Genomic DNA, 5,249 nt, shown 5'->3' with positions numbered 1-5,249 from the left:
ATTCCTTTTCCTATACTAAAACCATATGAATCGAACGGAACCGATCAGCGATGAACTGAGAGGACCGGACGGGCTCGAAGCCCATTTATTTTGGACGGAGAGTTCGATCCTGGCTCAGGATGAACGCTGGCGGCGCGCCTAACACATGCAAGTCGAACGGCACCTATCTTCGGATAGAAGCGAGTGGCGAACGGCTGAGTAACACGTGGAGAACCTGCCCCCTCCCCCGGGATAGCCGCCCGAAAGGACGGGTAATACCGGATACCCCGGGGTGCCGCATGGCACCCCGGCTAAAGCCCCGACGGGAGGGGATGGCTCCGCGGCCCATCAGGTAGACGGCGGGGTGACGGCCCACCGTGCCGACAACGGGTAGCCGGGTTGAGAGACCGACCGGCCAGATTGGGACTGAGACACGGCCCAGACTCCTACGGGAGGCAGCAGTGGGGAATCTTGCGCAATGGGGGGAACCCTGACGCAGCGACGCCGCGTGCGGGACGGAGGCCTTCGGGTCGTAAACCGCTTTCAGCAGGGAAGAGTCAAGACTGTACCTGCAGAAGAAGCCCCGGCTAACTACGTGCCAGCAGCCGCGGTAATACGTAGGGGGCGAGCGTTATCCGGATTCATTGGGCGTAAAGCGCGCGTAGGCGGCCCGGCAGGCCGGGGGTCGAAGCGGGGGGCTCAACCCCCCGAAGCCCCCGGAACCTCCGCGGCTTGGGTCCGGTAGGGGAGGGTGGAACACCCGGTGTAGCGGTGGAATGCGCAGATATCGGGTGGAACACCGGTGGCGAAGGCGGCCCTCTGGGCCGAGACCGACGCTGAGGCGCGAAAGCTGGGGGAGCGAACAGGATTAGATACCCTGGTAGTCCCAGCCGTAAACGATGGACGCTAGGTGTGGGGGGACGATCCCCCCGTGCCGCAGCCAACGCATTAAGCGTCCCGCCTGGGGAGTACGGCCGCAAGGCTAAAACTCAAAGGAATTGACGGGGGCCCGCACAAGCAGCGGAGCATGTGGCTTAATTCGAAGCAACGCGAAGAACCTTACCAGGGCTTGACATATGGGTGAAGCGGGCGAGACCCCGTGGCCGAGAGGAGCCCATACAGGTGGTGCATGGCTGTCGTCAGCTCGTGTCGTGAGATGTTGGGTTAAGTCCCGCAACGAGCGCAACCCCCGCCGCGTGTTGCCATCGGGTGATGCCGGGAACCCACGCGGGACCGCCGCCGTCAAGGCGGAGGAGGGCGGGGACGACGTCAAGTCATCATGCCCCTTATGCCCTGGGCTGCACACGTGCTACAATGGCCGGTACAGAGGGATGCCACCCCGCGAGGGGGAGCGGATCCCGGAAAGCCGGCCCCAGTTCGGATTGGGGGCTGCAACCCGCCCCCATGAAGTCGGAGTTGCTAGTAATCGCGGATCAGCATGCCGCGGTGAATGCGTTCCCGGGCCTTGTACACACCGCCCGTCACACCACCCGAGTCGTCTGCACCCGAAGTCGCCGGCCCAACCGAGAGGGGGGAGGCGCCGAAGGTGTGGAGGGTGAGGGGGGTGAAGTCGTAACAAGGTAGCCGTACCGGAAGGTGCGGCTGGATCACCTCCTTTCTAGGGAGATACTTCTTCTAGAGAGAAAACACTTTAACTCGAATGGAGGGCAGGAGCCCGTCCGGTAGATGTCGCCCGGAAGTCCCCGCAGCACCCGGTCCCCGGGGTCGCACCCGCGTACCTTGAGAGCCGCATAGCGATAGGAGAGAGATGGAAGAGTATTCTTCCAGACTCGATTCTTTTCTGCGATTTAAAGACAGAATGATAGCAATCATTCATCCGATCCAAACAAGAAGAATTCACTTATATATGAGTGAGGAGCATCTGATCGCGAGCACAGTGAAGACTGTGCCGCGGTATGAGATACCCGAATTGCGACATACGAGCGCTATTCATGATATCGATTAATTAGATTAATTAGCGACACGTGGATATCCCGCGGGCCCGATGCGGTCCCGCAAGATACCACGGGCGCACGGCGGATGCCTTGGCACAGGGAGCCGATGAAGGACGCGGCAAGCTGCGATAATCCCCGGCGAGGAGCACACATCCTTCGACCCGGGGGTCTCCGAATGGGCGAACCCATGCACAGCAGTGTGCATATCCCCCCGCTGAACGCATAGGCGGGGGGAGGACAACCCGGGGAACTGAAACATCTAAGTACCCGGAGGAGAGGAAATCAATCTCGAGACTCCCCGAGTAGCGGCGAGCGAAAGGGGACCGATGGCCAAACCGTCGAGCGGGCATACCCGGCAGGGGTTCCGCCGACGGGGTTGCAGGGCCGCGCATCCGGGGGCTGCCGCCCCCGGGCGCAGGTCCGGCTGGGGAGCGGAACGGCATGGGAGGGCCGGCCGCAGCGGGTGACAGCCCCGTACGCGAACCCAGACCGGACGGCGCGACGCGGTCCCTGAGTAGGGCCGGGCACGTGAAACCCGGTCCGAACCTGGGTGGACCACCATCCAAGCCTGAGTACTACCCTGTGACCGATAGCGCACCAGTACCGTGAGGGAAAGGTGAAAAGCACCCCGGGAGGGGAGTGAAACAGTACCTGAAACCGTGCGCCCACGAGCAGTCGGAGCACCTTTTAAGGTGTGACGGCGTGCCTTTTGTAGAATGAGCCAGCGAGTCGCTGGCGCGGGGCGAGGTTAACCGAAAGGGAGCCGGAGCGAAAGCGAGCCTTAACAGGGCGACTTGAGTCCCGCGCCGCGGACGCGAAGCCGGGTGAGCTATCCGTGGGCAGGCTGAAGCGGGGGTAAGACCCCGTGGAGGGCCGAACGCACGTCGGTTGAAAACGGCGGCGATGACCTGCGGATAGGGGTGAAAGGCCAATCAAACCCGGAGATATCTCGTTCTCCCCGAAATAGCTTTAGGGCTAGCGTCGCGCGTTCACCGCCGGAGGTAGAGCACCGGATGGACGAGGGGGCTTCGCCGCCTACCGAATCCAACCGAACTCCGAATGCCGGCGGCCCAGAGCGCGGCAGTCAGAGCATGTGGGCTAAGCTGTGTGCTCGAGAGGGAAACAGCCCGGACCGCCCGCTAAGGTCCCCAAGTTCCAGCCGAGTGGCAAAGGATGTGCGTCCGCCCAGACAACCAGGATGTTGGCTTAGAAGCAGCCATCCATTCAAAGAGTGCGTAACAGCTCACTGGTCGAGTGGACATGCGCCGACAATACACGGGGCTAAGCTGGACACCGAAGCGGCGGGATTTTGATTTTCAGAATCGGTAGGGGAGCTTCCCATGGGCGGAGAAGCCGGAGGGCGACCGACGGTGGAGCGCATGGGAGTGAGAATGCTGGCATGAGTAGCGAGAGACGAGAGAGTAACTCGTCCGCCGTGAACCCGAGGTTTCCTGGGCAAGGCTAATCCTCCCAGGGTCAGTCGGGGGCTAAGGCGAGGCCGGGAGGCGTAGCCGACGCGCAGCAGGCAGACATTCCTGCACCGCGCACGCGGCGCTACGACCGACGGGGCGACGGATGGGGGTGGCTCGGCGGGGTTCTGGACGTCCCCGTGATGGAGCGCGGCCCGCGGACCAGGGAAATCCGGTCCGCAGAAGGGCGAGGCTCCGGACGAAGCGATTGAGCGAAGCGAGTGAGCCCGAGGTCCCTAGAAAAACCCCTAGGCAGGCGCGTGCGCGCCCGTACCGCAAACCGACACAGGTGGGTGGGTAGAACATACCGAGGCGATCGGGTCAACCATGGTCAAGGAACTCGGCACAATGGCCCCGTAACTTCGGGAGAAGGGGTGCCCGCGCGTACGTGAACCGGCTTGCCCGGGGAGCGGAGGCGGGCCGCAGTGGAGAGGCCCAAGCGACTGTTTACCAAAAACACAGGACTCTGCAGAAGCCGCAAGGCGACGTATAGGGTCTGACGCCTGCCCGGTGCCGGAAGGTCACGCGGAGGAGTTAGCCATTCGGCGAAGCCCCGAAGCCAAGCCCCGGTAAACGGCGGCCGTAACTATAACGGTCCTAAGGTAGCGAAATTCCTTGTCGGGTAAGTTCCGACCTGCACGAAAGGCGCAACGACTTGGGCGCTGTCTCGACCATGGACCCGGTGAAATTGCACTGGTCGTGAAGATGCGACTTACCCGCGGAAGGACGGAAAGACCCCGTGAACCTTCACTGCAGCTTGGCATTGGCCGCTGGTCCCGCGTGTAGAGGATAGGCAGGAGGCACAGATCCGGAGGCGCCAGCCCCCGGGGAGCCGCCCTTGGAATACTGCCCTCGCGCGACCGGCGTCCTAACCCGAGGCCGTCAACCGGCTCGGGGACCGTGCCAGGCGGGCAGTTTGACTGGGGCGGTCGCCTCCTAAAGGGTAACGGAGGCGCGCGAAGGTCCGCTCGGGACGGTCGGCAACCGTCCTTTTGAATGCAAGAGTACAAGCGGGCTTGACTGCGAGGCCCACAAGCCGAGCAGGTGCGAAAGCAGGCTCTAGTGATCCGGCGGCCCCGAGTGGGTGGGCCGTCGCTCAACGGATAAAAGGTACTCCGGGGATAACAGGCTGATCTTGCCCAAGAGTCCACATCGACGGCAAGGTTTGGCACCTCGATGTCGGCTCATCGCATCCTGGGGCTGGAGCAGGTCCCAAGGGTACGGCTGTTCGCCGTTTAAAGCGGTACGCGAGCTGGGTTCAGAACGTCGTGAGACAGTTCGGTCCCTATCCTCCGTGGGCGCAGGAGAATCGATGGAGGCTGCCCCCAGTACGAGAGGACCGGGGTGGACGCACCTCCGGTGAACCGGTTGTCGACCAACGGCACGGCCGGGTAGCCGCGTGCGGCGCGGATAACCGCTGAAGGCATCTAAGCGGGAAGCCGTTCCAGGGATTAGTTCTCCTTCCGGTAAGGGCCCAGGTAGACTACCTGGTCGATAGACGGCAGGTGCAAGGGCGGCGACGCCCTCAGCCGAGCCGCACTAATCGCCCGAGCTCTTCCGGAACCGCACCTCGCGGCCCGCGGGACCCAGCGCTCATGCGCGCGGTCCGGGCACGAGGATGCCCCCGAGTCACCTCCCCTATGCGCCATGCGGCCCCCAGGGCACGTAGATGAGACCCAGGACACCGTGAACGGTGGGCGCCGCCCACCGGTCAGCGGCCAGAGCATGGGGGGCACGCCCGGTCCCGTTCCGAACCCGGAAGCTAAGCCCCATCGCGCCGAGAGTACTGCGGGGTCAGCCCGTGGGAGGCCAGGGCGCCGCTGACCGGTGGACGGCACCGAGCCGT

Annotated in this window: 3 rRNA genes; all 3 read left to right on the top strand. The window is 63.6% G+C overall.

What is annotated here, in order from left to right:
• Window positions 1-91: 91 nt before the first annotated feature.
• The 3 genes from DWY05_RS07490 to rrf all read left to right on the top strand — a co-directional run bounded on the left by DWY05_RS07490 (window position 92) and on the right by rrf (window position 5,229).
• Window positions 92-1,597, top strand: a 16S ribosomal RNA gene (locus tag DWY05_RS07490).
• A gap of 395 nt (window positions 1,598-1,992) precedes the next feature.
• Window positions 1,993-4,966: ribosomal RNA gene (locus tag DWY05_RS07480) — 23S ribosomal RNA — on the top strand.
• Between the two features lie 147 nt (window positions 4,967-5,113).
• Window positions 5,114-5,229: ribosomal RNA gene (rrf, locus tag DWY05_RS07475) — 5S ribosomal RNA — on the top strand.
• The 16S, 23S and 5S rRNA genes sit together here, the layout of an rRNA operon.
• Window positions 5,230-5,249: the final 20 nt, after the last annotated feature.

Source organism: Collinsella sp. AF23-4AC (assembly GCF_003462685.1).
In the GTDB taxonomy this organism is placed as follows: Bacteria; Actinomycetota; Coriobacteriia; order Coriobacteriales; family Coriobacteriaceae; genus Collinsella.
The sequence above is the reverse complement of the archived record's forward strand: the minus strand, read 5'-3'. Positions and strand labels throughout refer to the sequence as shown.